Here is a 23003-nt window from a genome sequence, read left to right as displayed (position 1 = left end):
CTTTCTTATCTACTAGCAAAGTCCTCATAAATTCATTTGGCACAAAACTTGCATTATTACTTTTGAAAATAAAAATTGGGGGAATTAAAATGCAATATCCATTATCACCTGATGTTAAACCGGAATTTTGTACGACCGGAACTTTTATGAGGTTACCATCTCAACGTGAAGATGCTAAACTGGCCATCGTCGGGGTACCATTTGATACAGCAGCCTCCTTCCGTGTCGGAGCCCGGTTTGCACCACAAGCCATTCGTCAGGCTTCTATGACCTTATTTCCTTATCATCCGACACACAAGGTTTATCCATTTGAGGATTGTAATGCCATTGATATTGGTGATGTATCCGTCATCCCGCATAATATCCATCGAAGCTATGAAATAATTGAAAAAGTAATGATGGAATTGATGGAGAAAGGAATTATCCCGATTGGACTTGGAGGAGATCATTCCGTAACATTAGCCCATCTTCGTGCTGCTGCTAAAATACACGGGCCTGTAGCCTTAATCCATTTTGATTCCCATACTGATACATGGGATACCTATTATGAAGAAAAATATTGGCATGGTTCGCCATTCATTCGTGCATATGAAGAAAATTTACTCATACCAGATAAAGTTTTTCAGGTTGGAATTCGCGGAACACTTAATCATCCAGGTGACATTGATGCAAGCACGGATTTAGGATACCATGTGATTACAACACCGGAACTAAAAGAACGCGGTATGGATAGTGTTATTAAGGAAATGAAGGAAAAAATCGGTGATACTCCATGTTTCATAACCTTTGATATCGATTTTGTTGACCCATCATGTGCACCTGGAACAGGAACACTTGAGGTCGGTGGTTTAAATAGCTTTGAAACCTTGCAAATCATCCGCTCTTTAACAGACTTTAATTTTGTCGGCTTTGATTTGGTCGAGGTTTTACCTTCCTATGATCCAACTCAAATTACTTCCTTACTTGCAGCTACGATCATACATGACTTTGCCAGCCTTGTAGCACTTAAAATTAATAAGGATTCATTAATCAACATTTCTGATAAATAATTCCTTCTAAAAAGGCAAAAAGCAGTGAATTCCGATTTTTTCAGGAATTCACTGCTTTTTTGTATAAAATCCACCTTTTTTAGCAATGGAAGTTATTAATATTGTCCTGCACAGGTGCGAAAAAATTGGATTTTCATACGAGCAAATTTTTTTTAATAGCTCCATAAGGTCATACTTATCAATTAATCCGCATTGTAGTGCTCTTGCCGACAGATAGAATTAACCCATCAACTTCTTCAAGCTGTTCTACTTTTTTATCACAACGCTTTTGCCCCGGACTACTCAATGTAGCAGGCATCTCACTTACTGTATTTTAGAACAGCTATTTTCACCAATGTTTTACTCCTTACCAGCCACGTTCCTGCATACGAGCTCCAGGAGCAAGCGTGGAAATTTCAATTCCTTTCATTGGATCACCAATGTCCTTAGAAAGGTTCGCAATCAATTCATAATCTTGATAATGAGTAGTTGCTTCTACAATTGCACGGGCAAATTTCGTTGGGTTTTCAGATTTAAAAATACCCGATCCAACAAACACACCATCAGAGCCAAGCTGCATCATTAGTGCAGCATCAGCTGGAGTGGCCACACCACCAGCAGCAAAATTAACGACTGGAAGTTTTCCAAGACGTTTGATTTCTAGTAATATTTCATAAGGAGCCCCAAGAAGCTTAGCTTCTGTCATAAGCTCGTCCTCATTCATACCAATCACTTTCCGTACTTGTCCATTTACTTGGCGAATATGACGAACCGCTTCAACAATATTACCTGTTCCCGGCTCTCCCTTTGTACGAAGCATAGATGCACCTTCTCCGATACGACGTGCAGCCTCTCCTAAGTCACGGCAGCCGCAAACAAAAGGAACTGTATAGTCTTTTTTATTTAGGTGGTACTCTTCATCAGCTGGTGTTAAAACTTCACTTTCGTCAATGTAGTCTACGCCCATAGCTTCTAAAACACGTGCTTCCACAATATGTCCAATACGAGCTTTAGCCATTACAGGGATTGAAACAGCCTTAAGTACCTCTTCAACTATACGAGGATCAGCCATTCTCGCTACCCCGCCGGCTGCACGAATATCAGAAGGCACTCGTTCTAAAGCCATAACTGCTACCGCACCTGCTTCTTCAGCAATTTTAGCCTGTTCAGCATTGATAACGTCCATAATAACGCCACCTTTTTGCATTTCTGCCATTCCTCTTTTTACTCGATCTGTTCCTGTTTGCATAGAATTTTTCCCCCTTAAAGCCTGGCTGATTTTTATTTTTGTCAATTTTGTACACCACCCTATTTATCACCCATAATTTATTTAACTATGTTAGTAGAGCGGTGTATGTATGGTTTCCAATTACAAAACATGATATACAACGAGAAAAATTAAGCTTTTACCTGTGACAAAACTTCTTTAAAGGATCTAACGACTGTATCGACTTCTTCATAACGAATTGTTAACGCTGGCTCAATACGAATTGTTTTAGAGTTTATAAGAGTTCCCGCTACAAGAATTCCCCTATCAAACATTCCCTTTGACACTTCATATCCAATTTCGTCCTGATGAAATTCTATCCCAATCATTAGCCCTTGACCACGGATTTCAAGAACTTTTTCTTCATGTCCCTTCGCAGCATCCTTTAATTCTTTCAAGAAATATTCCCCTACTTCTTCCGCTCTTTCAGGTAATTTTTCTTCAAGAAGAACACTTATCGTTGCAATGGCTGCAGCACAAGCCAATGGATTTCCCCCGAATGTCGTCGTATGCATAAATGGATTAGAGAACCAGCTTTTAAATACATCTTCCTTTGCTACAATGGCTCCTGCTGGCATAACCCCGCCTCCAAATGCTTTAGCAAGACATAATATATCTGGAACAACATCATATAAATCTGCTGCAAACATTTTTCCTGTTCGGCCCATTCCTGTTTGAACTTCATCAAAAATAAGTAAAGCACCAAATTTATCACACAATTCTCTGACTTGTTTTAAGTAATTTTCCGGTGGAAGAATGATACCACCTTCGCCCTGGATTGGCTCTAAAATTACAGCGGCAACATCTTCACCAACTAGGGAACAAGTTTCGAACGTTTTTCTCATCATGTCAATATCCCCAAACGGCACATGGCGAAATCCAGGTATTAGAGGAAGAAATGGCTTTCGGAACATCCCTTTTGCTGTTCCGGATAAGGAACCTAAACTTTTACCATGAAAAGAGCGCGTTGTGGAAATAAAGGTTGTTCTTTCACTGTACATTTTTGCAAGTTTTAATGCTGCCTCCACACTTTCTGTTCCACTGTTTGTAAAAAAGGCATATTTCAAATCACCAGGGGTAATCTCTCCTAAAATTTTAGCCAGCATGGCTCGAAGCGGATCAAGTAAATCTTGACTATGAAGAGCCTGGCGTTTCAATTGATCGGTAACTGCCTTTACCACTTTTGGATTTCGGTGCCCAACATTATAAATGCCAAAACCGCCAAGACAATCGATATATTCCTTGCCATTTACATCTTTAAAACATGATCCATTATCTGACCATTCCACCGCAGCAAATTGGCCATCCTTTGTTACAGTTTTACGATATGAAAGGAATCCAGGATTTACATGTTCCCGAAAACCCTCCACTGTTTCTTCTGTAATCCACTTCGCATCTTCCTCAGTAATTGAATCTTTTTCTATTAAACTAAGAACCTTGTTAATATACTCATTTACATTTTGGTCCCTTTTTTGTGTAACTTCACCTTTTAAATCGATACCCATTTGTGTTCGCTCCTTTACCTGAGTTTAGTTTTCAAACCAGCCAATTGGCTCCACTTGCAGGTTAATGTTAATTTGCTTAATCTCCTGGAACTCTTCAAGTCCAAATGTCCCTAAACTGCGGCCTATTCCGCTTTGCTTATAGCCGCCCCAAGGTGCTTCATTGTAAGTTGGGTGATACGAGTTAATCCAAGTAATCCCGGCTCGGAGTTTTTTGATTACTCTTAAAGCTTTTGCTCCATCATTTGTAAATACACCGCCTGCTAGGCCATAATCCGTATGATTGGCTATCTCAATTGCTTCTTTTTCGGTGCTGAATTTTTGTATAACGACAACCGGACCAAAAATCTCCTCTTGAACGATCCTCATTTCCGGTTTCACATTGGTAAATATCGTAGGTTCTACAAAATAGCCTTTTTCCAAACCATTGCTAACCATTCGTCTTCCTCCGCAAACAATAACTGCACCTTCCTCTTTTCCTAGCTCAATGTAGCTCAAAACTTTCTGTAAATGCTCCTCACTTACAAGTGGACCCATTTCCGATCTTGGGTCGTTTCCTGGGCCTACCCTAATCTCTTTAGTCCTTTCTGCAAAACGATCGACAAACTTGTCGTAAATGCTTTCTTCTACAAGTATTCTAGATCCTGCTGAACAGACTTGACCTGCGCCAGCGAAAATACCAAAAAGTGCATAATCAACTGCGGTCTCAAAATCTGAGTCAGCAAAAATGATGTTAGGCGATTTTCCGCCGAGCTCTAACGAAATCTTTTTCATAGTGTCCGCTGCTGTTTTCATGATGTGCTTACCAGTCTTTGTTCCTCCAGTAAAGGAAACCATATCGACCTTTGGGTTAGCAGCAATTTCATTTCCCACAATGGCGCCGGCTCCCAGAACCATATTGGCAACACCTTTTGGTAATCCCACTTCATCAAAAATCTCGAATAATTTCTTTGAGGTTACAGGAGTAACTTCAGATGGCTTAAATACAATCGTATTTCCTGCGGCTAAAGCAGGTGCGATTTTCCATACACCCATTAAAAGCGGATAATTCCAAGGAACAATAAGTCCGCAAACACCAACTGGTTCACGTACAACCATTGCCTGCATTGGATCTCCCACATGATAAGTTTGGCCATCCGGCTTTGTAATTAAGCCCGCATAGTAGCGAAAACACGCAGCTGCATCTCCCACATCGTAGCCTGCTTCACGAAGCGTTTTCCCGTTATCCATTGTTTCTAGACGAGTTAATTCATCCTGATATTCTTCAATTTTGTCTGCAATCTTAAATAAGTATGAAGCCCTTTCTGCAGCAGGTGTATCTGACCAAGTTCCATCATCAAATGTTTTGCGAGCGGCATTTATGGCCTCTGCAGCATCTTCAATCGTTCCTTCTGGAGCATATGCAATGATTTCTTCATTAGCAGGATTAATTATAGGCCGTTTTTCTTTGCTCTTGGATTCTTTCCATTGACCATTAATGTACATGCTTATTTCTATCACTCTAAAAACCTCCTTCATTCACATATCATTTACTATTATTGCAAGAAGTGTGCCACCATCTAACACCTTTAAATAAGCATTTTATTAGGTTTTTATTGATTATCTATTCAATATTGCATAGACTATTGATTTTTGCATAAAAAATAGTGTAATTAGTTTTCGACAATTTAGGATAGGACAAAAACAAAAAAGCTGTTTCAGTAAATCCTGAAACAGCTTCAATGTTAGTTAGGTACTGTATTTTCTATATTCATATTTCTGTCATTTAATATTTTTTGATATTTTCTACTTACGGAGGATTGGCTAACTCCCAGCGCCTTTGCTGCCTTAGTAGTAGTCTTAAACTGTTTCATTGCTAAAAGGATCAGCTGTTCCTCTACATGGTCTATGGCCTCCTGTAAAGGAATCACTCTTGTAATAACTGGCTTTGATTTTTTTAAATCATACCCCAGTTTCAGAAACTGACTAACAAATTCTGCATTAATGGCCGGATCTTCGGACGAAACAATTAATCTTTCAATAATGTTTTGCAGTTCCCTTACGTTACCTGGCCACGGATAAAATTCTAAAACATTTATTGCATCAGGTGTCAGGTGAAAACTTTTATTGTATTTGTCATTTAGTTGCTGGAGGAAATGAAATGCCAGCACCGAAATATCCTCTATTCTTTCTCTTAGTGGAGGTATATGAAGAGGAATTACATTCAGGCGATAGTAAAGGTCTTCTCGAAAAGTACCTGCTTCAACCAATTTCTCTAATTGTTTATTCGTTGCTGCTATAATTTGAACATCAACTTTAATAGGTGTGGTACTGCCTACAGGGATTACTTCTTGTTCTTGAAGTACTCTAAGAAGTTTTACTTGAAGGTGTAAGGGCATTTCGCCAATCTCGTCTAAAAAAATTATTCCTTGATCAGCCTGTTTAAAATATCCTTCTTTCCCATTTTTATCAGCACCTGTAAACGCCCCCTTGGCATAGCCAAAAAGCTCACTCTCCAATAAATTTTCAGGAATAGCCCCGCAATTTAATTTTAAGAACGGTTTTGAAGACCGATTTCCAAGCTGGTGAATGGCTTGTGCAATGACTTCTTTACCAACACCCGACTCTCCATGAAGAAGAACAGTAGAAGAAAAATCAGCTATTTTTCTTGCTTGATTAATGATTCGTTCCATTTTAGGACTGCGATAAATTAATTTTTTTATGAATCGGTCCTTATTTTTAAAATCATCTAATTCCTTTTTATATTGCTCTGAAATTTTACGTATTTCCTTAAGCTCGGTTTTCAAACGTGTTGTTTCGGTAATGTCTCTTGAGGCAATAATTATCCGGTCAATTTCATTTTTCTCATTTAAGACAGGGTTTCCGACTGCTAAAATTTTCCTTCCATTCCTTGTCTCTTGTACGATAGAAACTTTCTTCTTTTTTTCTAAAACCATTCTTGTCACAGATGGACAAAATAACCCTTGATTCTCAAGCTCTAAAATATTTTTACCAATCATTTCTTTTAAATCAACTTTCCAAAACCCGGGTATGACATTATCGCTAAAACGGATGAGCTCTCCCTTTTGATTCACAACAAGAATTTCGTCATAAATACTTGATAAAATGGCGTTCATGTCTTTATTTAAATTTTTAATATATTCAATTTCCATGGCCATTTCCTCTACCATTGGAAGATCTTGAACAACAATAACAATGCCTTCTACTTCCTCTTTAAAATTAAAGATCGGGCTGTAGTCCAAAAGAACTCCTGTATCGCCCGTAATTTGAACGTGATTAAGAATTGTTTTACCAGTTGCAAACACATTTTTAATATGATCGCCGCTGAAAAGCTTTTCTGCAGGCTGATTCATGACCTGTTCAGCAGTCGACTTCATCATCTTCAATCCTGAATCATTACAATTAATGATTATCTTTTCTCTATCAAGAATAAAAATCCCCATCGGTATCGAGGTTAATATAATTTTAAGTAAATCCACACTTTTATTTTCCTGTTTAAATAATTCAGCCAGTACATCCTCACGCCGAATATAACCATCAAAGCCCCCATTTTCCCTTTTAACAATGGCAATTGGTTCTCCAATTATTTGAAAAAGAACCGGTAAAGATATCTGCTCATTAAGGCGGCAGACGCTGTCAATAGATTTTGAACTATCCAATAAAGTTTTTAGTTTAATTTGTTGGTTTTCTATATTTACTTGCAAAAGATTATTTAAATGAACGTAGGCAAACAATTGATTTTGTTTCTTTAAGAACAAGAAAGGTTCTTTAAAGTTAGAAACCTGAATATCACTTTCTTCTTTCAAGTTATCAATATTAAAAGTAATGATAGGCCTTACCTTTTCCCTGGCTATTGAAAACATATGTCCATCTCCCTTAAGCTGTTTATGTTATGTCTAATAGTATCACTTTTTATAGAATTTTTTAATGAATTCTAAAAATACAAAATCGACACAAAAAAGAAGATGATACCCTCATCTTCTTTTCATAACTTCATCAATCGGTCCCGGTGACATATAAATCTTCTTTAATATAGGCCAGCACCATACCTGGAATAACCGCTTCCCCCACTTGTACTTCCAGCGACTCTATTTCTCCGCTGACACCTATTTGGATTACTTCCACATGCCCTTCTGGCGTTTTAATATAAAATAAAGGATCCCATTCATATATTCTGGACTCATTTGTGATTTCAACTCTCTCAACTCTTCCTTGGCATGGACTTATAATCACTCCAAAATACACAGCCATTATTCCTCCCTATCAATCTCTGATACATTTTCAATACTGTTCAAGGTATAAACCCGACCGTAACACTTGCCAAAAAAAGTCCTGAAATTCAGGAATATCCTCTTGCTGAATGTCAAGTTTTGGCGCCCAATAATAATCATTATAAATATCCTCTGAACATAGCAGTACCATTCTGCCGCTTTGAAGTGATGTAACCATTGCCTTTCCAAAAAAATGCCCTGAATAAGCTATTGTAAGGTCATATCTATGGTCATTCGATAAAATACAGAAGTAATGAATAGATTGTTTTTCATTTCTTTCAGAAATAATGTCTAAGTTCATTTTTATAATTCCCCCCATTTTTCATATCAAAAGCGTACCCATCCCCGAAGGCGGGATGCCTCTGCCATTTTACGAATACCTTCAATATAAGCAGCGATTTTCATATTTACCCCCAATTTTTTGGAAGTGTTATAGACATTTAAGAAGCTAGATGTAATTTTGTCTTTTAATCTTTTATCTACCAGCTCTTCCTCCCAATAATAGCCTTGATTATTTTGACACCATTCAAAATAGGACACAATCACTCCCCCTGAATTAGCTAAAATGTCAGGAACCACCAAAATATTATGATCATCCAAAATATTAATTGCTTCTTTCGTAGTTGGGCCATTTGCAGCCTCAATAACGATTTTGCATTTGAGGTTGGAAGCATTGCTTTTGTTAATAACTCCACTAATCGCAGCAGGAATAAGAACATCACATTCTTTTTCCAGTAGTTCCTGGTTAGAAATCGAGTTTGTAAATAAATTTGAAACAATCCCAAAGGAATCCCGATTTTCCAGGAGGTATGGAATGTCTAATCCGTCAGGTTCATATAAACCTCCAAGTACATCAGCAATACCAACAACTTTTGCACCAGCCTCGTGTAAATATTGACATAAATAACTTCCTACATTGCCAAACCCCTGAACAATCACTCTCATATCTTTCACAGGGATTTTCTTTAATTCACTAACGAGTTCAAGTGTATATAGAACACCTTTTGAAGTAGCTGTTTCCCTGCCCATAGAGCCTCCTAAGGCTAGCGGTTTACCTGTAATAAAACCCGGAGAATCGAATTCCCGGATGTGATCATACTCATCTAGCATCCATGCCATGATTTGCGAATTCGTATACATGTCTGGTGCTGGGATATCTTTTGTCGGTCCCACTATCTGACTAACTGCTCGCACATACCCTCTGCTTAACCGTTCCAATTCTGTCAGACTAAGCTGTCTTGGATCACAAATAATTCCCCCTTTTGCACCCCCGTAAGGAAGTCCGGTAATTCCACATTTTAAGCTCATCCATCCAGCCAAGGCTTTTACCTCTTCCGGAGTAACATCGGGGTGGAATCGTATTCCTCCTTTTGTTGGACCGGCAGCATCATTATGCTGGGCTCTATACCCTTGAAAGGTTTTTGTTTCACCATTATCCATAAGAATTGGAATACTAACTTCCAAAAAACGCATGGGAGTTTTCAAGAAATCATACACCTGATGAGGGTAGCCCAAGACCTCGATTGCTTCCCTTAACGTCTCTTGAAACTCTTTAAGAGAGTTATCTTTCTCCATTTGATTCCTGCTGCCTTCTGCAGATTTAACTGCCATTTTAACACCTCATTTTTAAAGTCTTAATATTTAATAAGCAATTTCCATGCCAACTTCAAAAATTCAGGCTAAACTGCAGAATAGAAGAGAGGAACACTCTTCTTTCAGGACTAATTGTTAGCTTCAAATTGAGGATGTATGTATGTGTGCTTGCATGAGTTATTCAGTTTTGCATTGCTATGTGAAACTGCCGATTTTACGGAAAACTTCTATGGGTGAAACTTTCTATAACCCGTGATAAAAAGTGAAAACGCACTCTATTCTTTAGAATGCGTTTTTCTATCATTAATCTTTGAAATTTGTCCTGGACCTGTTTCAAAAAGGATCTGATTTGTCTTTTGACTATTGTTTCAAAGGCTGGAGATGTGCTTCACATCACCTTCAAAGGGCTTGTTCGACTCATTTTCTATCATTTCAAAACGATCGATATCTTCCTGTGAAAGTTTTTCAATTTTAAATCCTGTAAATCCATATAGGATTGCAATGAGCGGACTGATTATACATAAAAATGCGTATGGTGCATACTGGAAAGTAGACACACCTAGTGTGGCAGCCATAAATGCACCACATGTATTCCACGGTACGAGCGGAGATGTCATTGTGCCTGCATCTTCAAGTGAGCGCGATAAATTTTTCGGATGAAGTCCGCGCTTTCGATATGCTGATACATACATTCTGCCTGGAATAAGTATTGACAAGTATTGATCACAAGCAACAACATTCGTGGTTATGCAAGTGGCAACAGTGGTTGCGATCAAGCTTCCGGTAGACTTCGCAAGTTTTAGCAAACTGGTTACAATTACGCCTAGAACTCCGCTCGTTTCTAATATTCCCCCAAAGCTCATTGCAATCATGACCAGGGATACTGTATACATCATGGCTTCCGTTCCACCATTATTCAACAAGTTATTAAGCACTTCATTCCCAGTTTCCTTTTCGAATCCATAAATCATTATGGCAAAAATGTCAGCGACTGCAGTGCCTTGAACAAAAACCGCTACCAATGCACCAATGAGTGAACCAATAATGAGGCCGGGAATAGCAGGTGTTTTCATAGCTATTAGTCCTAATACAACTACCGGAACGATTAAGAGCCAAGGACTGATAATAAAAATATCACTCAGGCTTTGCTGAAGCCCCTCTATTTTGTCTACTCCAGCTCCTTTACTATTTAAAGACAAACCTAAGAAGAAATAAATAACAACTGAAATAATTAACGCCGGTATGGTCGTATAAAGCATATGGCGAATATGGTCAAATAAAGCTACTCCTGTAATACCTGGCGCCATGTTAGTCGTTTCCGATAGAGGGGATATCTTGTCCCCAAAATAACAGCCAGAGATTACAGCTCCTGCTACCATTGCAGGATTTACACCCAGTCCAACTCCGACCCCCATTATAGCAATTCCAATTGTTCCAGCCGCCGTCCATGCATTTCCTGATGCAATAGCAACAATACTGCAAATTACTGCCGCTGCGGGTAAGAAATAGGCTGGCGGCAAAATCTCAAGACCATAATAAATCATTGTTGGAACAATACCGCCAGCCAGCCATGTACCAATGATCGTACCGATAATCATTAAGATTAGCAGTGCCTGTAAAGAGAGTGATACAGCATTGATAATACCTTTTTCGAGCTCACTCCACGTGTAGCCTAAATACATAGACACGATGGCTGCAACCAAGGCACTTAATATGAGCGGAATATGAGGATCGGCTTCAAACATAAAAATCCCGGCAAATAAAAATACAGCCATTGCAATGATTGGAATCACCGCAACTCTTAATGATGGTGTTTTCTTTTTTTGCATTATCATCCCTCTTCCTTAGAAAATATCTATCATCATATTCATTGCAATAATCGTGCCATTTTTAATATTCTCAATTTTCAATACATTAAATTTTCTAAATTAAAAATTATTATACACTACTGCATAAACTATTCATGTATGCATAATGAAAAATAAATGCATGATCTCTGTACACATCGTTACTGAATACCACTAATATTATTGGGACATGATGGGCTCCCCTAAATATTTTTTTGCAGGAAGAGGATAGCATGTAAAGAACTTCGTACGTGGACAGAACGGGAACTCAAAAAAATAAGGCAGCCATCCGCGGCCGCCTTTTATAAAATTTATTTTGTTTTATCAAAAAAACTCATTCTTGGATTCAAATACTGATTTGGGCTTTTTAACTGAAAGCAGTTTGCTTTCTCTGAAAAATCTATTTTTAAATCCTCGTCCAGGAATACTTCCTTTGACTTTTCCACATATATGCTTCCGGCATTGGTTTTGATTTCCCGATCATCATCATCGAGTTCATGCACAAGCCAGAGAGCCGTCACACCGCTCACAACACATCCGCAGCCATCTATATCATATTTCAGTTTTACACAGCCATCTTTTCCGGCAATCCGTTCGGATAATTTTTCTGCTGCCGTTTCGGTTACTGTAATTTTCATGTTTTAAAACTACCTCCCATTTGCATATGCTGTATTTTAACACAGATAGATTCATCATGCTCCAAAAGGGATAGTTGCTTTTTTCGCTTATTCCTTTTACCATCAAAGTGAATATGTGTCAATTTTGTGAAAGGGTGGTTATGTATGTCGAAGGTACAGATTAAAGTAATGGATAATGGCCCGCTGCGCGTAACAGGCGATGTGGAATTAATTGATGTGGATGGCAACAAATTTGAAACAAAGCAGGTATTCTCTCTTTGCCGATGTGGAAAATCATCAAAACTTCCATTCTGTGACGGAACCCATAAGGGAACTTTCGCATCCTGTGTCCGTGCCGAAAAGGTTCTGGACGACAAGGAGTAATCGATGGAAAACGGGGACATTTATCCCCGTTTTTTTTCGTTTTTTACTTTTGCTGGCGTTACCCTCTCTTCCTCTACAATGCCTTGCAGCATCTCCCGGTCCATTTCTGTGCTGTCATCTCCAGCGCCCGGCGCGATATTGGCCATTGGCAGCTGCTCCAGTTCTTTTCCTCTTGGCATGCGAAACACCTCCTTGCTGTTAAGGTGCTTCTGCAGCCTAAAAACTACCCCTTTTAATTACACCCATTATTTTCCATATACTTTCGACTGGGCAGTCCGCTACCTCTACTCATCCGTAAACCGGGCATCGGCTATTGCATTAATTGGAATGCGGTGAATTTCCTCAAAGCGGTCCACTATATGCAGCTTTTGGCCAAGTTCATCCCAGTAATGAATGTTTCCAATAACAAGTTCATAATTTCTGCCCCGATAATGAGTGAGTGTAACGGATTTTTGAAATTCCATCGCCTCTGAAAGAATTTCGTTCATAAACTCAAGCTTTTGCTCATCCAATTCCCGTTTTTGCTCGTACGTATCTTCCTTTGCCCAATCTCTTAATAGCTTTACATGTTCCGGCAGCATCATGGAAGTCCATTTTATTCTGCCCCGATCGCGAATCATAAGCTGTCCCCCTTTGTTTACATTTTATGACCGCCAACCAATGTCGCCCGGTGCTTGGCGGTTCCTGCACTTGTATATGATACAGCTCTTAACAGAGCGCCTCCTCCAAACTTGGAGCGAATCCGGTCCACCGTGTAGCCGAGCTCCCGTTTTTTCCAGCCATCCAGATCAAACAGACTCAGCTGCATTTCGCAGTCATCCGTAATATTGCCGAGGGAGATAGAGATTTGCCGCACTGTTTTGCCTTCATAATTCTCGTGAAAAAGCTCCAGGCAGACCCGGTAAAGATCCATCGTGATATTCGTTGGCTGGTCAATCGTTCTTGAGCGGTAAAAGCCTCCTCCGAATTCATCCTGGCTGTATCCGAGGCCAAAGCTGACTGTCCTTCCGGCTTTGCGGTGGGTGCGAGCTCTTCTTGCCACTTCCTCGCACATTTCGAGGACAACTTGCTTAATTTCCTCCTCCTCCTTGTAATCCCTTAATAAAATTTGGCTTTTCCCAAAGCTGATCTGCCCTTCCATAATCGGTGCCCCCATTTCTGAAAGGTCAATTCCCCATGCATGGTGATAAAGCTGGTTGCCCATAATCCCAAACTTCTTTTCAAGCTTTTCCAGGTCATAGCGGGCAAGCTGGCCCACTGTAAAGATTCCCATCCCGTTCAGCGTTTTTTCGACGCGCCGCCCTATTCCCCACATTTCCCTTAAAGGGGATACGTTCCACAATTTTGTCTTTACATCTTCATACGTCCACTCAGCGACTCCCTTCTTTTTCGCTTCAAGATCAAGGCAGAGTTTGGACATGAGCATATTCGGCCCTATCCCGATGGCACACGGAAGCTGAAACTCCCGTTCAATATCATCTTTTATTTTCCAGGCAATCGTCTCGGCATCCCCCCAGAGATGGAGTGCCCCGTCTACTTTTATAAAGCTTTCATCGACACTGTACGTATGGATGGCTTCCTTGGGGACATAGCGGTTAAACACCCGGGTGATTTCGGTGGAAATCCTTAAATAGGTGGCCATTTTCGGCTCCTCAACCCTAATGCGGGGGTCATTGGGAACCTCAAACAGGCGGGATCCAGTCTTTATCCCAAATTCCTTTTTCATTCTCGGAGAGGCAGCCAGAACGACACTGCCCTTCCGCTCCACGTTTCCGGCAATCACAAGGTAGCAATCAAGAGGGTCCAGGCCAAGCATGACAGCAGAACAGCTCGCGTAAAAGCTCTTCATATCAACACACAAAATTTTATTTTCCGGCATTGCGCTGTAATCAACCATGACTTCCGACATCCTCCTTAGAAAAGCGTAAGGCGCCCGCTTATCGGCTTATGACCTCGAGCCGATGGCGCCTGAAGCTAAACATCATCTAACTTTAAAACGTTATAAATTACCCTTAAAAACATCTTGCCCTGCAGGACCTCCCAAAAGCTAAAGTTTTCCTTAGACAAAGAACGTTTGTTCTGTATATGTATACCCATTATATTAAGCGAATATGCGTTCGGTTTCAATGGAAATTTTACGGGCTTTTTCTTAAATCAGGTTCTTTTGCCAGGTGCCGATATTCCCAGAAACCTGTATAATCAGCATGAGGTGCAATAAAATGAACAAGAAACTAATTTTTAAAATGGTGCAAAACTGTTTAAAACAATACAATGAGGACAGTCATTCCATTTCGCTGGAAAGCAGAGAGTTTGAAGAAATTTACAGTAAAATTATTGAGGCAAAAAATAAAGAAGCTGACAGCGATCTGCATGAAATCGTAAATGATGCAGTGTACGGATATATCACAGATTCGCCGTATTTTTAAGGGGACAGCGGGATGAGTGCAAAAGAAAAGCCGCCAGGCAATGCTGGTGGCCATTTAGTATTTTATTTCTGATTAAAAGCGCGTTTTCCGATTCTTTCAAATAACCTCGGAAACAGAGTATAAACAATGCTTCCCGCATTCATCCACTGCGGGAGATTAATTTCCCTGGCAGGCGTCAGCATGGCATCAACCACTTTAAGCGCCACATACTCCGGTTTGAGCATATACCGCTGAACATTTTTAACATACGTGCCCTTTTCATCAGCAATATTAAAAAAGTTTGTTTCTATAGGGCCGGGATTTACAGCTGTTACAAATACATTGCTGTCAGCCAGCTCCATCCGGAGGCTGTTCGTATAGCCAAGAACTGCATGCTTGGTTGCGGAATAAACACTGGATTTCGGCGTGGCAATCTTGCCGGCCTGTGAAGCGATATTGATAATATGGCCGCTCTTCTGCTGCCTCATCGCCGGCAGCACCATGCTCGTGCAAGCCATCAATCCGACTACGTTAACGTCAAACATACCCTTTATTTCTTCGATTTTCGCTTCATGTGCCTCCCGAAAAATTCCGTATCCGGCATTATTAACAAGAATATCCACACGGCCGATTCGGGCAAGAATCTCTGAAAACACAGCAGAGACCTCATCAGTGTTGGAGACATCAAGTTTATGTACATGAATGTCCACCGAAAAGCGGCTCTGCAAATCGGCCTTCAGCGCATTCAATTTTTCAAGATTACGGGCAAGAAGGACAAGATTTGCCCCTCTCTCGGCGCAAAGAGCAGCCATATGGGCTCCAATTCCGCCCGATGCACCCGTAATAATCACATTTCTATTTTTTAGTCGACCTGACAAATCAAACCACCTCTTTGGATGCGGAATACAGGAATGCTTTCTCCTCTTTATTTATATAAATCTCCCCTATAGAATGCAAATAGTCAAGCTGGGCGACTGTTTCCGATATCGTCAGAGAAAGCTCTTTCTCATACACTTTAGGAAATAGGCGGCAGCAAGCTTCAAAAACAGTGAGTGATTCGGATTCAAGCCATTTTTTCACTTTCATGGCACGGTCGTGCTGGCGCCCAAGCCTCTCTTCAATTAGTTCATTTACATTTGTGATATCTTCCCCGTGTCCAGAATAAAAAAGGCTGATCGGCAGATCCTGCACTTTTTTTAAAGACTCATTGTATTGCAGCTGAGGCTTTGGCCGCTCCGTTTTTCCAGGCAGCGGCGGCTCTAATATAGGATTGGGAGAAATATGGGCAAGCAAATGGTCTCCGCCTATAAATACACCGTCTTTTTCCCTTAGCAAGCCGATATGGCTCTGGGCATGGCCCGGTGTCTCAATAACGGTCCATTCATCCAGCCCGGCAGGTTTATCACCTTCCTGCAGCTCCCCCGTTAATGAGCGATTGCAGGAAAAGCGAAGGGTCTTTCTCATCAAGCCAATAAAGGATAAATACTTTTCCGGAACCCCGAATTCAGTAAAAAGCTTATAATAAAATTCATCATGGGCTTTTAAAAAGGCTTCCGTCCGGGACAGCCACCTTTGATTTACTCGATGCCCATATATCTCCATATTCTGAGGGAAGAAGTCCAGCAATCCTGCATGATCGGGATGATGATGAGAAAGGACAACCTGTTCGAAATCGCCGGGAATTAAATGCAATTCCTTTAATTGCTCTTTTAATGCTTCCCATGCTTCATCTGTTTTCGGACCCGCGTCCACGAGAGTCAGCTTTTCTCCTTTCACAGCATATACATTAACGTCTCCGACAGCAAAAGGTGTCGGGATAATGAGTTTTGCAATTCCATCTTTCCATTCTGCCATTTTTCCAGCCCCCTAAAAACGCTATATTTAAATAAGATACATTTCTTTTTCATATATTTCCGCAGGCAATTCTGCTGATACATAACAAGTCCTTAGGATATAAACCATATTACTTAAGTCTTTTAAAATAAGGCGGTTAACTATAGCACAAATTTCTGAAACCCTATAACATAATGTAGAAATTTTCATATATAGAAATAAGTGTACCGCTCTTTTTGGTAATTGTCATTATTTTCACATAATTTTTCTTGAACTTTAATAAAAATTAGGCTCTGTTAAATTTGCCTGTTGATTTCAGCACGAGGCACTCCCTTTCCGCGGGCGGTCCGACGCTCCTCGTCGCTTTGCTCCTGCGGGGTCTCCCTTTGATCCGCACTCCCGCAGGACTTTGAATAAGCTTCCCTGAAATAACACCGCACGAAGGAAATGCGAATGCATTTTCGCGGGATTAGTGCCTTCCGCTCCAATCAACAGGGTGCTAAAAAACAACAATAAGCTTTAACAGATCCAAAAATTAAAAAATACTTCTTGACAAACAGGGTTGTCTTCTTGCATAATCACAATTAAAATTTGATTTTACAGACCAAAGCTGCACTCAACTGCAGCAGAAAAAAAAGCTATGATTAAGATTAGTAAATGGAAAACGGCGAAAGAGAGTGAAGCTCAGCGGCTGAAAGGCTTCACCGCCCACTTGACCATTGAACCTGCCTTATGAGCTGTTAGGAAAACCTAAACGCATTCCCGGCGTTATCGGGATAGAGATGCCTTTTCAAAAGAGTGCCAATGGCTGCGTTTATAAGCAGTTCAGCTGCTTCTGATACAGGAAAGGCAATGAAGGTGGTACCGCGGAAGCAAAGTCTTTTCGTCCTTTACTGGATGAAAAGACTTTTTTTATTTTTAGGCTCTGTTAAATTACCTGTTGATTTCCGTAACAGGGTGCCAATATCAACAATGAGCTCTAACATAGCCTATTTTTATGATAGTTAGGAGCGGCCATCGCAGCGTCAGATTCAGTTTGGTCAGCAGGCTTAGGAAACATTCATTTTAAAGGAGGAATAGCAATGAAAAAGTTGGCTGTTGTTGGAGCAGGATCCATGGCAGAAGCATTAATATCAGGAATCGTAGAAAGCCGGCTCATCACTGGGGACAACATATGGGTTACTAATAAAGGCAATGAGGAAAAACTGCAATTCATGCAGAAAACCTATGGCGTACAGGCAACCTATAATCTTGAAAAAATTTTCAAAGGGGCTGAAGCCGTTATTTTAGCCATAAAGCCAAAGGATGCAGCTGATGCCATTACCCTCATTAAGCCTTATTTAAAAACGGATATGCTGATCATTTCCGTGTTGGCAGGCGTATCTATTGAAAGCATTGAGCTTTTGGCAGAAAGAAAGCTTCCAGTGGTCAGAGCCATGCCAAACACATCCGCAGCAGTCGGCAAATCGGCTAGTGCCTTATCAGTCAATGAAAGAGTGACAACAAAACAAATGGAGCTAGTGAAGGAAATGTTTGAAACGGTCGGAATGGCTGCATTTGTAGAGGAAAAACAGTTGGATGCGGTAACAGGCTTGTCAGGAAGCGGCCCAGCGTATATTTACTACCTTGCAGAAGCAATGGAAAAAAGCGCCGAAGAAATCGGGCTCGAAAAGGAAATGGCCAAAGAATTCATCATTCAAACGTTGATTGGGGCAGCTGAGATGCTGGCAAAATCGGCTAAAGAGCCTCAGCAGCTAAGAAAAGAAGTAACAAGCCCTGGCGGCACAACAGAAGCAGGTGTAAAAGTGCTTGAAGAGAATGGTGTCCAGAAAGCCTTTATTGAATGCATCAAGCAAGCGACAGCCCAATCCCAACGGCTTGGCCACAGCTTCAGCAGCACTGTGAAAATTTAACTAATACAGTACTTTCTAAAAATTAACGGAAAAGCTCCCCTTTACTTGGAACAAACTAAGAGAAAAGCATGAGGAAGTGCCTGCAATGTTCGCTTTATTATTAAGCCTAAGCCTGCTTGTATGGCTGGCTGTTTTCATTGATGCCTCTTTGGGATTTAAGCGGCTCGATCGCCTTGAGGATTCCGAAAGCATGAGTGAAGGGCCCCGCTTATCCGTGATTGTAGCGGCCCGGAACGAAGAAGCCCAGCTGGAAGAAAGCTTAAAAAGCCAGCTGAAACAAGGCTACAAAAACATGGAATGGATATTGGTAAATGACCGCTCAACTGACAAAACAGGAAAGACCATGGATCGTATCCAGGAGTCTGATTCAAGGGTTAGAACCATCCATATTGAGTCTCTCCCGGATGGGTGGCTAGGAAAAAATCACGCTCTTTATAAGGGGTACCGGGAAGCATCGGGAGAATTGATTCTGTTCACTGACGCTGATGTTTTATTTAAAAAAGATGCCATTGGTAAGGCCATTTATTATTATAAGGAGCACGGTCTCGACCATTTGACTGCAGCCCCCAATTTAAACGGAAAAAGCTTCTGGCTTAAAGCGTTCATCGCCTTTTTCCTTTTTGGTTTTTCCTATTATAAACGCCCATGGCTGGCAAATAATCCCCATTCTAAAATCGGCATGGGAATCGGGGCGTTCAACCTGATCTCCAAACAGGCCTATGAGGCGATCGGCACGCATGAAGTGATAAAAATGCGTCCGGATGATGATTTAATGCTGGGAATAAAGTTGAAGCAAAAAGGCTTCAGGCAAAAAATTGTAACGGCGGTCAATCTGATCGAGGTTGAATGGTATGAAAGCTTAAAGGAAGCCTTTAAGGGATTGGAAAAGAACACTTTCGCGGGGCTCCATTACCGAATCAGCATGGTCTTGTTTGCGATTGCCGGTACGTTTATTTCGCAGGTACTGCCCTTCTTCACCATTTTTTCACCTGACAAGATCATTTCCGGCTTAAGCCTTGCGAATGTCTTTCTGCTGGCTATCGTTTACACAATAATTACTAAAAGGATGTCCGATTTCTCTCCTCTCCTGTTTCTTGTATTCCCACTTACAGCGCTCCTTTTTATTTATTCCATTATACGCGCCAGCCTTTTAACACTTGTACGGGGCGGAATTGTTTGGAGAGGCACTTTATACAAGTTAAGTGAACTGCGGCGCAAGCACTAAGGATAGCAAGCTGCAAAGGAAAACACATTCGAAAGTGCTTGTTCTTTTTCATTTGATATCTCGCCTGCTATACTTAATATTTAGGATAGCGAAACAAGGAGGCTTCTATATGGAAACAAAGCTTTTTTCCCCTTTTACAATTAAAGACGTAACCTTTAAAAACAGAATCGTAATGGCACCGATGTGCATGTACTCAAGTCATAATGAAGACGGCCTGGTTCAAAACTGGCACCGGACACACTACACGAGCCGGGCTGTCGGCCAGGTAGGCTTGATTATTCTCGAAGCGACTGCTGTTACTCCACAGGGCCGGATTTCCCCGCAGGATTTGGGAATATGGAGCGATGACCATATCCCCGGATTAAAAGAATTGACTGATTTAATGAAAGAATATGGTGCGGCTACAGGAATCCAGCTTGCACATGCCGGCAGAAAAGCTACAGTTGAAGGTGAAATTCTCGCCCCTTCTGCCATCGCTTTTAATGAAAAAATGAAAAAACCAAAAGAAATGACAAAAGAAGAAATCTCTGAAACTATCGATGCATTCAGACAAGGTGCTGTTCGAGCCAAAAAAGCAGGGTTTGAAGTCATAGAGATTCATGCTGCACACGGCTATTTAATCAACGAGTTTCTATCACCGCTTAGCAATAAACGCACCGATGAGTACGGCGGATCAGCAGAGAACCGCTATCGAATTCTGCATGAAGTCCTTGAAGCGGTTAAGACTGTATGGGAGGGCCCGCTATTTGTAAGAGTTTCAGCCAATGACTATCAAGAAGAAGGGTTAACGGCAAAAGATTATGCTGAAATGGGCAAATGGATGAAAGAACAGGGCGTAGACCTAATAGATGTTAGCTCGGGTGCAGTTGTCCCGGCAAGAATACATACCTATCCAGGCTACCAGGTCAAGTATTCTGAAACAATTAAAGAAGGCGCCGATATCCAGACTGGCGCTGTCGGCTTAATTACATCCGGCTTGCAGGCTGAAGAAATACTGCAAAACGATCGAGCTGACCTAATTTTCATCGCCCGCGAATTGCTGCGCGATCCTTACTGGCCACGAACTGCAGCCAAAGAACTGGGCGTTTCTATTGAGCCGCCCAAGCAGTACGAACGTGGATGGCTGTAACAGCTCCTGAAAGATAGAAAAAGGGATGGTATGGTACCATCCCTTTTTTCTATTGGCTCTGTTAAAGCTTATTGCTGATATTGGCACCCTATTGGTTAGAGCGGAAGGCGCGAGCTTCTCGAAAATGCATACGCATTTCCTTCGTGCAGTGTTATTTCAAGGATGCTTATTCAATGTCCAGGGACCCCGCAGGCGCAAGTCGCCGAGGAGCGTCGGACCGCCCGCGGAAACCCAGTAACAGGCAAGTTTAACTGAGCCTTTCTATTAAAATAACTGCAATGAATCAAGAAAAACAATGATAATGACCAAAGGCACCACATAGCGAAGAAGGAAGTGCCACACGGAAAAAATGCCGTTCAGCGATTTTGAACCTTGGATCAATTCATTTCTCAGCAGATCTTTTTTCATTTTGTATGAAACAAAAATGGAAATGAGCAAAGCTCCGACCGGCATAAGGATGTTGCTTACGAGAAAATCCGCACTGTCAAAGATGTTTTTTCCAAATATCAATATATTTGATAGCGTGCTGAAGGAGAGCGCTGATGGGATTCCAACAATAAAGATAGCCAATCCTGTCAGCCAAGCTGCACGAGTTCTGCCGCTCCCCTTCTTATTCGTTAAGGCTGCTACAACAATTTCCAGCATAGAAAAAGCGGAAGTTAGGGTTGCAAATAAAAATAATGCTAGGAATAATAGCAAAAACACTTTTCCAAATAGAATCTGATCAAAAACAGATGGCAGGACAATAAACAGCAATCCAGGCCCTGCAGCAGGTTCAAACCCCAGTGAGAAGACAGCCGGGAAAATTGCAAGGCCAGCAAGAATGGAAATAAACAAGTTCATGCCGACAACGGAAAAAGCAGGCTGCAGCAGGCTTTCTTTCTTGGACAAGTATGAGCTGTACGTCACCATAACTGAAACCCCGACACTTAGAGAGAAAAAGGATTGTCCCATTGCATAAAGAACGGTTTCGGAAGTTAAATTTGAAAAATCAGGCTTCAAAAAGAAAGATACGCCATCCATTGCATTTTCAAGTGTTAATGAACGGGCAATCAAAACAATAAAAAGCAGGAACAGGGCCGGCATGAGAATTTTACTAACCTGCTCAATCCCTTTTTGAATCCCTTTAGCCACAACTAATATGGTTATTAATAAAAAGATTCCTTGTGCTGCTACAACTGATGCAGAGTCTGATACTGAACTGCCAAACAGCGCTTCATAGTCGCCCGCTGCATCCATAGAGCCCGTGATGCTGTACGCAAGGTACTTAAGGACCCAGCCGCCAATTACACTATAAAAAGATAATAGAAGAAAACATGTGAATACACCAAGATAACCGATCCAGTGCCATTTCGATCCTGGGGCAATGTCCCTGTATGCGGAAATCGCTTCTTTCCCTGTACTTCGCCCAATGACAAACTCACCAAGCAAAAGAGGAAAACCAATTAACAGTGAAAATAAAAGAAATAATAATATAAATGCCCCGCCACCGCTTGTTCCTGCCACATACGGAAGTTTCCAGATTGCCCCGAGCCCGATAGCAGAACCAGCTGATGCTAAAATAAACCCAATTTTCGATGACCATTGTTCATTTTGCTGCATGCTTGTACCTCCAATATTTTACTAAAATCAAATAGAAGCCGGCCGGATTTCCATTGTTAATGAAAGTTATTTTTCCGAAAAAACAAAAAAGCCACATTCTTCAAAAGGGACGCGAATTCAATTCACGCGGTACCACCCTTTTTGAAAGCATGTGACTTTCCACTCGAAATATAACGGATTAACCGTCTTTTCCACTGAAGTGCAGAAAAGAAAAGCTCCAAGGTGAAATTCATCTTATCTTTGTGCCAGTTTCCACCATACACTGGCTCTCTATATACAGGGAGATAAGACTTAATAGGTTCTTTTCATAGCTTTTTAAATATAATGTTTTAAGTATAAGTGTGATTATAGTACGCTCACATCGAACCGTCAATGCCAAATTTAAAA

At 40.9% G+C, this 23003-nt stretch carries 21 protein-coding genes, 1 pseudogene and 2 other annotated features; of the genes and pseudogenes, 6 read left to right on the top strand and 16 right to left on the bottom strand.

Annotated features, from left to right (window positions below; translation table 11 throughout):
- Positions 1-89 precede the first annotated feature (89 nt).
- The gene (gene speB, locus IQ19_RS06990; protein WP_110067168.1) at positions 90-1049 is read left to right on the top strand and encodes an agmatinase; all 960 of its coding nucleotides are present in this window, start codon (positions 90-92) and stop codon (positions 1047-1049) included.
- Between the two features lie 152 nt (positions 1050-1201).
- Here speB and IQ19_RS28420 read toward each other — a convergent pair.
- From IQ19_RS28420 to IQ19_RS06945, 10 genes and pseudogenes are all read right to left on the bottom strand, one after another.
- Positions 1202-1305: pseudogene (locus IQ19_RS28420) on the bottom strand (pyridoxal 5'-phosphate synthase glutaminase subunit PdxT); the annotation flags it as partial.
- Positions 1306-1395: 90 nt separating this feature from the next.
- Positions 1396-2277, bottom strand: coding sequence for a pyridoxal 5'-phosphate synthase lyase subunit PdxS (pdxS, locus tag IQ19_RS06985; RefSeq protein ID WP_110067167.1), 882 nt, complete (start codon positions 2275-2277; stop codon positions 1396-1398).
- Positions 2278-2426: 149 nt separating this feature from the next.
- Positions 2427-3800: a putrescine aminotransferase gene (locus tag IQ19_RS06980; protein ID WP_144541364.1), complete on the bottom strand. Its 1374-nt coding sequence runs from the start codon at positions 3798-3800 to the stop codon at positions 2427-2429.
- A 24-nt stretch (positions 3801-3824) separates the two neighbouring features.
- On the bottom strand, positions 3825-5282 hold the full coding sequence (locus IQ19_RS06975) for an aldehyde dehydrogenase family protein (RefSeq protein WP_394137628.1): 1458 nt from the start codon (positions 5280-5282) through the stop codon (positions 3825-3827).
- Positions 5283-5521: 239 nt separating this feature from the next.
- Complete coding sequence (locus tag IQ19_RS06970) at positions 5522-7660, bottom strand: sigma 54-interacting transcriptional regulator (RefSeq protein WP_144541360.1); 2139 nt, start codon at positions 7658-7660, stop codon at positions 5522-5524.
- Positions 7661-7793: 133 nt separating this feature from the next.
- Complete coding sequence (locus IQ19_RS06965; RefSeq protein WP_242020925.1) at positions 7794-8048, bottom strand: biotin/lipoyl attachment domain-containing protein; 255 nt, start codon at positions 8046-8048, stop codon at positions 7794-7796.
- A 30-nt stretch (positions 8049-8078) separates the two neighbouring features.
- The gene (locus IQ19_RS06960) at positions 8079-8369 is read right to left on the bottom strand and encodes an SAV0927 family protein (RefSeq protein WP_144541358.1); all 291 of its coding nucleotides are present in this window, start codon (positions 8367-8369) and stop codon (positions 8079-8081) included.
- A 26-nt stretch (positions 8370-8395) separates the two neighbouring features.
- On the bottom strand, positions 8396-9679 hold the full coding sequence (locus IQ19_RS06955) for a Glu/Leu/Phe/Val family dehydrogenase (protein WP_144541357.1): 1284 nt from the start codon (positions 9677-9679) through the stop codon (positions 8396-8398).
- A gap of 350 nt (positions 9680-10029) precedes the next feature.
- The gene (gene nhaC / locus IQ19_RS06950; protein ID WP_242020924.1) at positions 10030-11490 is read right to left on the bottom strand and encodes a Na+/H+ antiporter NhaC; all 1461 of its coding nucleotides are present in this window, start codon (positions 11488-11490) and stop codon (positions 10030-10032) included.
- A 329-nt stretch (positions 11491-11819) separates the two neighbouring features.
- A complete protein-coding gene (locus IQ19_RS06945) occupies positions 11820-12146 on the bottom strand; it encodes an iron-sulfur cluster biosynthesis family protein (RefSeq protein WP_144541353.1) in 327 nt (108 codons plus the stop codon).
- A 144-nt stretch (positions 12147-12290) separates the two neighbouring features.
- On the opposite strand from IQ19_RS06945, the gene IQ19_RS06940 reads away from it, so the two are divergent.
- Positions 12291-12509 carry a CDGSH iron-sulfur domain-containing protein gene (locus IQ19_RS06940; protein ID WP_144541351.1) on the top strand — a complete coding sequence of 73 codons (219 nt, stop codon included), beginning with the start codon at positions 12291-12293 and terminating at the stop codon, positions 12507-12509.
- A 20-nt stretch (positions 12510-12529) separates the two neighbouring features.
- On the opposite strand, the gene IQ19_RS28035 is transcribed toward IQ19_RS06940, so the two are convergent.
- From IQ19_RS28035 to IQ19_RS06930, 3 genes are all read right to left on the bottom strand, one after another.
- Positions 12530-12688, bottom strand: a complete 159-nt coding sequence (locus IQ19_RS28035) for a hypothetical protein (protein ID WP_199749396.1) — start codon at positions 12686-12688, stop codon at positions 12530-12532.
- Between the two features lie 105 nt (positions 12689-12793).
- The gene (locus tag IQ19_RS06935) at positions 12794-13129 is read right to left on the bottom strand and encodes a YolD-like family protein (RefSeq protein ID WP_144541349.1); all 336 of its coding nucleotides are present in this window, start codon (positions 13127-13129) and stop codon (positions 12794-12796) included.
- Positions 13130-13146: 17 nt separating this feature from the next.
- Complete coding sequence (locus tag IQ19_RS06930) at positions 13147-14406, bottom strand: Y-family DNA polymerase (protein WP_144541961.1); 1260 nt, start codon at positions 14404-14406, stop codon at positions 13147-13149.
- Between the two features lie 322 nt (positions 14407-14728).
- Here IQ19_RS06930 and IQ19_RS06925 point away from each other — a divergent pair, with 322 nt between their 5' ends.
- Positions 14729-14935, top strand: coding sequence for a YqzH family protein (locus IQ19_RS06925; protein ID WP_144541347.1), 207 nt, complete (start codon positions 14729-14731; stop codon positions 14933-14935).
- A 62-nt stretch (positions 14936-14997) separates the two neighbouring features.
- Here IQ19_RS06925 and IQ19_RS06920 read toward each other — a convergent pair whose 3' ends face one another.
- Both IQ19_RS06920 and IQ19_RS06915 read right to left on the bottom strand, forming a co-directional pair.
- Positions 14998-15792, bottom strand: a complete 795-nt coding sequence (locus tag IQ19_RS06920; RefSeq protein WP_144541345.1) for an SDR family NAD(P)-dependent oxidoreductase — start codon at positions 15790-15792, stop codon at positions 14998-15000.
- A 1-nt stretch (position 15793) separates the two neighbouring features.
- Positions 15794-16768, bottom strand: coding sequence for an MBL fold metallo-hydrolase (locus IQ19_RS06915; RefSeq protein ID WP_144541343.1), 975 nt, complete (start codon positions 16766-16768; stop codon positions 15794-15796).
- Positions 16769-17378: 610 nt separating this feature from the next.
- Positions 17379-17641: a binding site (T-box leader), on the top strand.
- Between the two features lie 188 nt (positions 17642-17829).
- Between IQ19_RS06915 and proC the strand changes: the two genes are divergently transcribed.
- The 3 genes from proC (at position 17830) to namA (ending at position 21014) form a co-directional block, all read left to right on the top strand.
- A complete protein-coding gene (gene proC, locus IQ19_RS06910; RefSeq protein ID WP_144541340.1) occupies positions 17830-18660 on the top strand; it encodes a pyrroline-5-carboxylate reductase in 831 nt (276 codons plus the stop codon).
- 85 nt (positions 18661-18745) lie between these two features.
- Positions 18746-19885, top strand: coding sequence for a glycosyltransferase family 2 protein (locus IQ19_RS06905; protein ID WP_144541339.1), 1140 nt, complete (start codon positions 18746-18748; stop codon positions 19883-19885).
- A gap of 109 nt (positions 19886-19994) precedes the next feature.
- Complete coding sequence (gene namA / locus IQ19_RS06900; protein WP_144541337.1) at positions 19995-21014, top strand: NADPH dehydrogenase NamA; 1020 nt, start codon at positions 19995-19997, stop codon at positions 21012-21014.
- A 264-nt stretch (positions 21015-21278) separates the two neighbouring features.
- Here namA and IQ19_RS06895 read toward each other — a convergent pair whose 3' ends face one another.
- Positions 21279-22616, bottom strand: a complete 1338-nt coding sequence (locus IQ19_RS06895; protein ID WP_144541335.1) for a sodium-dependent transporter — start codon at positions 22614-22616, stop codon at positions 21279-21281.
- 102 nt (positions 22617-22718) lie between these two features.
- Positions 22719-22934, bottom strand: a binding site (T-box leader).
- Positions 22935-23003 lie beyond the last annotated feature (69 nt).

Origin of the sequence: Cytobacillus oceanisediminis, assembly GCF_007830235.1 — a bacterium.
In the GTDB taxonomy this organism is placed as follows: Bacteria; Bacillota; Bacilli; order Bacillales; family Cytobacillaceae; genus Cytobacillus; species Cytobacillus oceanisediminis.
Note: the sequence above shows the minus strand (reverse complement) of the source record. Positions and strands in the feature narration are given on the sequence as shown.

Excerpts from the sequence above, each read along its gene's own strand:
- IQ19_RS06905 (WP_144541339.1), top strand. The coding sequence starts at position 18,746 with ATGTTCGCTTTATTATTAAGCCTAAGCCTGCTTGTATGGCTGGCTGTT.
- IQ19_RS06955 (WP_144541357.1), bottom strand. The coding sequence starts at position 9,679 with ATGGCAGTTAAATCTGCAGAAGGCAGCAGGAATCAAATGGAGAAAGAT.
- IQ19_RS06915 (WP_144541343.1), bottom strand. The coding sequence starts at position 16,768 with ATGGCAGAATGGAAAGATGGAATTGCAAAACTCATTATCCCGACACCT.
- IQ19_RS06945 (WP_144541353.1), bottom strand. The coding sequence starts at position 12,146 with ATGAAAATTACAGTAACCGAAACGGCAGCAGAAAAATTATCCGAACGG.
- IQ19_RS06970 (WP_144541360.1), bottom strand. The coding sequence starts at position 7,660 with ATGTTTTCAATAGCCAGGGAAAAGGTAAGGCCTATCATTACTTTTAAT.
- IQ19_RS06925 (WP_144541347.1), top strand. The coding sequence starts at position 14,729 with ATGAACAAGAAACTAATTTTTAAAATGGTGCAAAACTGTTTAAAACAA.
- IQ19_RS06965 (WP_242020925.1), bottom strand. The coding sequence starts at position 8,048 with ATGGCTGTGTATTTTGGAGTGATTATAAGTCCATGCCAAGGAAGAGTT.
- IQ19_RS06930 (WP_144541961.1), bottom strand. The coding sequence starts at position 14,406 with ATGGTTGATTACAGCGCAATGCCGGAAAATAAAATTTTGTGTGTTGAT.
- namA (WP_144541337.1), top strand. The coding sequence starts at position 19,995 with ATGGAAACAAAGCTTTTTTCCCCTTTTACAATTAAAGACGTAACCTTT.
- pdxS (WP_110067167.1), bottom strand. The coding sequence starts at position 2,277 with ATGCAAACAGGAACAGATCGAGTAAAAAGAGGAATGGCAGAAATGCAA.
- proC (WP_144541340.1), top strand. The coding sequence starts at position 17,830 with ATGAAAAAGTTGGCTGTTGTTGGAGCAGGATCCATGGCAGAAGCATTA.
- IQ19_RS06935 (WP_144541349.1), bottom strand. The coding sequence starts at position 13,129 with ATGATTCGCGATCGGGGCAGAATAAAATGGACTTCCATGATGCTGCCG.
- IQ19_RS06895 (WP_144541335.1), bottom strand. The coding sequence starts at position 22,616 with ATGCAGCAAAATGAACAATGGTCATCGAAAATTGGGTTTATTTTAGCA.
- IQ19_RS06975 (WP_394137628.1), bottom strand. The coding sequence starts at position 5,282 with ATGTACATTAATGGTCAATGGAAAGAATCCAAGAGCAAAGAAAAACGG.
- IQ19_RS06940 (WP_144541351.1), top strand. The coding sequence starts at position 12,291 with ATGTCGAAGGTACAGATTAAAGTAATGGATAATGGCCCGCTGCGCGTA.
- nhaC (WP_242020924.1), bottom strand. The coding sequence starts at position 11,490 with ATGCAAAAAAAGAAAACACCATCATTAAGAGTTGCGGTGATTCCAATC.
- IQ19_RS06960 (WP_144541358.1), bottom strand. The coding sequence starts at position 8,369 with ATGAACTTAGACATTATTTCTGAAAGAAATGAAAAACAATCTATTCAT.
- IQ19_RS28035 (WP_199749396.1), bottom strand. The coding sequence starts at position 12,688 with ATGCCAAGAGGAAAAGAACTGGAGCAGCTGCCAATGGCCAATATCGCG.
- IQ19_RS06980 (WP_144541364.1), bottom strand. The coding sequence starts at position 3,800 with ATGGGTATCGATTTAAAAGGTGAAGTTACACAAAAAAGGGACCAAAAT.
- speB (WP_110067168.1), top strand. The coding sequence starts at position 90 with ATGCAATATCCATTATCACCTGATGTTAAACCGGAATTTTGTACGACC.